The sequence below is a fragment of the Moorena sp. SIO2C4 genome, from assembly GCF_010672485.1.
GTDB classification, from domain to species: domain Bacteria; phylum Cyanobacteriota; class Cyanobacteriia; order Cyanobacteriales; family Coleofasciculaceae; genus Moorena; species Moorena producens.
Genome location: NZ_JAAHGN010000731.1, coordinates 1 through 3,892, shown reverse-complemented (window position 1 = coordinate 3,892; position 3,892 = coordinate 1). Strand labels below are relative to the sequence as shown.

At 44.5% G+C, this 3,892-nt stretch carries 4 protein-coding genes; 1 reads left to right on the top strand and 3 read right to left on the bottom strand.

The genetic code is table 11. From position 1 onward, the window contains the following. Positions 1-481 (bottom strand): cation:proton antiporter domain-containing protein (locus F6K20_RS28035; RefSeq protein WP_287296862.1); only part of this gene is annotated, 481 nt, incomplete at its 3' end. 197 nt (positions 482-678) lie between these two features. Between F6K20_RS28035 and F6K20_RS28030 the strand changes: the two genes are divergently transcribed. Continuing rightward, positions 679-900: a hypothetical protein gene (locus F6K20_RS28030; RefSeq protein ID WP_008191228.1), complete on the top strand. Its 222-nt coding sequence runs from the start codon at positions 679-681 to the stop codon at positions 898-900. Between the two features lie 116 nt (positions 901-1,016). On the opposite strand, the gene F6K20_RS28025 is transcribed toward F6K20_RS28030, so the two are convergent. Continuing rightward, complete coding sequence (locus F6K20_RS28025) at positions 1,017-3,656, bottom strand: colicin transporter (protein ID WP_008191230.1); 2,640 nt, start codon at positions 3,654-3,656, stop codon at positions 1,017-1,019. Positions 3,657-3,682: 26 nt separating this feature from the next. Further along, positions 3,683-3,892: hypothetical protein (locus tag F6K20_RS28020; protein ID WP_287296861.1), on the bottom strand; the 210-nt coding region annotated here is incomplete at its 5' end.

Below are 3,892 nucleotides of genomic sequence, written 5' to 3'. Positions count from 1 at the left end.
GGTCTTGAGCAATCAAAATTGCTAGCATCACTTGACCATGAAGGGTATTGGTTTCTCCTCTCTCCATCAGGGTTTTAAGAACTACTGAGGTGGAGGAGAGGGATATGATGAATCCGAGCATTATTCCCGGAGTTAATCCATCAACCCAACCAAGTCCATTGGCTAAAACTGCAACTAGGGTAATAGTGAGACTAATTTGCAGTAAACTCCCTTTCAGGACAATATCTTTAAATCGTTTAAGCTGGGATAGAGAAAATTCTACCCCATAGGTGAATAACAAAAAAACAATCCCAATTTCAGCTAGGGATTTGACTTGTTCTAATTCGCCTACGAGTTTAAGACCAAACGGACCAACCAATAAACCACTGGCTAAATAGCCTAAAAGTACAGGTTGACGTAGCCGATTGGCAAGGTAGCCTCCCAGAGCAGAAGCCCCTAGAACTGTGGTTAGATCCAGAATTAAATTGTGTCCTGAGGCCATGATTAGGAATGGGTAATCGGTTATTGGTCACAGGCTTCATACCTGGGGGTTTTCCCTTGTGCCCTGATTTTTGGGTAACCTACTTCACCTGAACTAAGCAACTTGGGCATCAAGGAGTTGGTAAGGAAGGCTCAAAGTACTCTACCCACCTGATAATTTTTTCAGTTATCTTATGACGGTAGAGATTTCCAAGAACTATGGCTTTAGAACAGTGTAACGTTTGTGGGTCTTTAACCAGCACCAACGATGAAATTTGCCTCAGTTGTGGTTATCCAGCTAAAGGTCGGCCAAAGTTAGTTTTTTTCAAGTGGACTGCTATCGGTGTTGCTGTAGTATTTGCTCTGTTTCTCGTACTAGGGGTAATTAACAAAGTTGAGCAACACCTCAACTCTCAACCTTCGACACAGATAGACCGGTAAGATAGACCGATAAGATAGGGTTGGGTTATCAGTCTATCTGTGTATAAGGGAAGCCGTGCCAGCGCGCAGCAGACACAGGGCGCAGCAGACACAGCGCGCAGCAGATACACATGTACTTAGTTAGAAGTTGGCGGACTAATCAGACCATTAGCTGCACCAAATAGATTGATGGGATTTTTGCCATCGGTAATCAAAACACTCTGGATACCAAGTGCTTCTAGAAGTCTTGCCTGCATTTCCGGACCTGCTTGTGCGATCGCTTGAATGGTTTGAGGACCAATCGCTTCTACTTTCTGTCGGTATTCTTCACTCTTAATGTGAGCCATACGCTCAGCTTTGGCAATCTCTAGGTTACTCAAACTCTGTTGATGGGCTAATTCAGCTTCCTGACGTGCTTTGAGTTGAGCTAACTCGATTTCATTGCGAATCCGAGCCGCCTCGGCTTCTTGCTGAGCCAAGTTAACTGCTAATTGTCCTTGAATCTGAGCCGCTTCAGCCTTAGCTCTTGCTTCTGCTGTTGCTTGACCTGTAGACTCAATGGCTATATTTTCTGCCTGTAATTCTAGAAGTTTTTTCCGTTCTGCTTCTGCTGCACTTTGATCCAAAATTACTTGCCTTTCCAACCTGGCTTTCGCTTCTTGCTCAATCCGTTCCGCATCTTGCCGTGCAGCAGCTTCTTGAGCATCAGTAGTAATTTGAATCGCTAGCTGGACTGACTTTTGCAAGCTCCTTAAGGTTTCTTCATCCACTGGCTCCACTGACTGAATGTCAATATTGGTAATTACTAGGTTATTGGCTCGGAAACGAAATTCATCTCGAATATGACCTTCTTCATCAGTGCCAAACACCGCCAGTCGGATAATCCGGGCTGAATTGCGGTGAAATTCATCAAATTTTTCCCCTGCTACAGCACCCCGCACTCGGGATGCGATCGCTTTACAAGTATCTCCCACAAAATCAGGTACTTGAAACAGTCTAGCTGCAGTTTGTTCATCGTGTCTGTCCACATCAAAGTACCAGTTATAGGACAGCTGTAGCTGTAATCTGGTATGGTCTGCTGTCTCTACGGTAAAGATATCGGTCATAAAATCAGGACCGAGTAATAAGGCTAAGGATTTAATTACATTAGGTCGTTTGGGCTTGCTACCTGACAAAGAAAGCACAGTAAAGGCTTCATCTGGTTCGAGCATCACCAAGTCCGGTCCAAATACAGTTCTTGCAGTTCTGTTTTTATAATCATGAAGTTGTACAGCAGCATTTTGAGGAATATGAAACACAACTGCTCTAGTCTTATCCCGTTGGGATAGACGTTGGCGTACTCCTGATTTTTGCTCGGACTGATCCCCTCCAGCTACAGAATCCTGACCACGTCCAGACAATGGGTCTATTTTTTGCATCAACAGTTCCTCAACTACCGATGGCAGTTCTTTTTCCCAAAGCTTCTCATAGGGAGTGAGCATATAAGCCTGAGGACCACCGACCAGTTTGAGTTCACCAGTCTGAATATTACGCACATAGATACCTTCATTCTTATCAAGGGGAATCGCTTGACGCTTCTCAACCACTTCCACTTCCACACGGGGAATATAATCTTGTGGCCCAGCAATCATCCATAAATCCCCTGGTTGATGAGTAATGACCTGGTCACCTTCCCCTTCATTAAACGCTTCTTTGGCTCGAAGCAACAGTGCTTCGAGCTCACTGAGAACATAGATGTTTTGGATACCATTCTCCAAGGATTCACCGGGATGCAAGAAAAATGATGTTCTCCCCTGGCGAACCTCTCGCATACCGAGCTGAGGTTTTCCAGACTCATCAATGGGGTCAACCACAATACACCATTCGTGATCGCTGAGGGTAGTAATCGTGACTTCTCCCACTACATCTTCATAAACATCGGGAATATGAATTTCTGCATCTTCAAAGGTGACCAACCATTCATCTCCAGCTTTACGCTGACGACCAAAAATATCAGTAAAGGTGCGTTTAGCTTTCAGATGTAATGCTTTTTGTTCTGTCAAAATGTAAGCATTAATAATGCCAATTACTTCTTCATCCACACCAGGTAAATAGGCTCCTTCTTCTCTAACCAGCCATTCTTCACCTGCTCTACGTCTATTGCTTTGACGATCGGTGCAATTCTGCCGTGCTAACAGGTGTAAGGCTTGGTTAGGTTTAATCACCTCAGCTGTGACTGTCTCAACTACTTCCACCTCCACCCGGGGAATATAGGTTCCAGGTCCTTCAAACAGCCATTCATCACCTGCTAAACGGTTAATTGTTTCAGTCTGGGTTTCTCCATCAACTATTCTCGTAACCGTATCGGTAAAATCCCGAATTGCTCTCAGACGCAGTGCTTGATTGGTCTCGACTACTGCCAGTTGCGTGACATCCCCTACCAGTTTCTCGTTTGGATAAAGGGGAAACGGATCTTGCGCGAAACGAATTTCCAGATCACCGTAGCGCAGTCGAATTTGACCATGCTGATCAGCAATGGGTTGACCGTCTTCATCCCGGAGTAATGGATTAGCCACCACACAATAATATCGAGGCGGCACAATAATCATCGGTTCAGGTTTTAAGATCAGCCGCTCGTGATCCCGAAGGGTAATGGTTTGAGGACCAACCTCCAGTCGCGTAACACCAGTATTGTTGTCTAGCACATGAATAAACTGTTGGGGCTTGATGCGAATCACTTCACTAGTTGTTCTAGGCACTTCCATTTTCTTCTCTGTTTTACGCTCAGTTGTATTCATAGTCTCGGTCTAATCGAACTAGATTACTAAGTTGCCTTCATCGGTCGTAAGTAGTCATACACAATGAAAGTTGACTGATCAGATAAGGGAATAGGGAACGGCGAACCGAGAACATAAAGGGGTTGAACAACGTTAAGGGTTTCAACACAGTTAACAGTATTTATGTTCAGGTAATTAGATACGGTCTTGTGCCTATAGAAATCCCAAGTCAGTTGTGAGCAGAATTTTTTACAAAG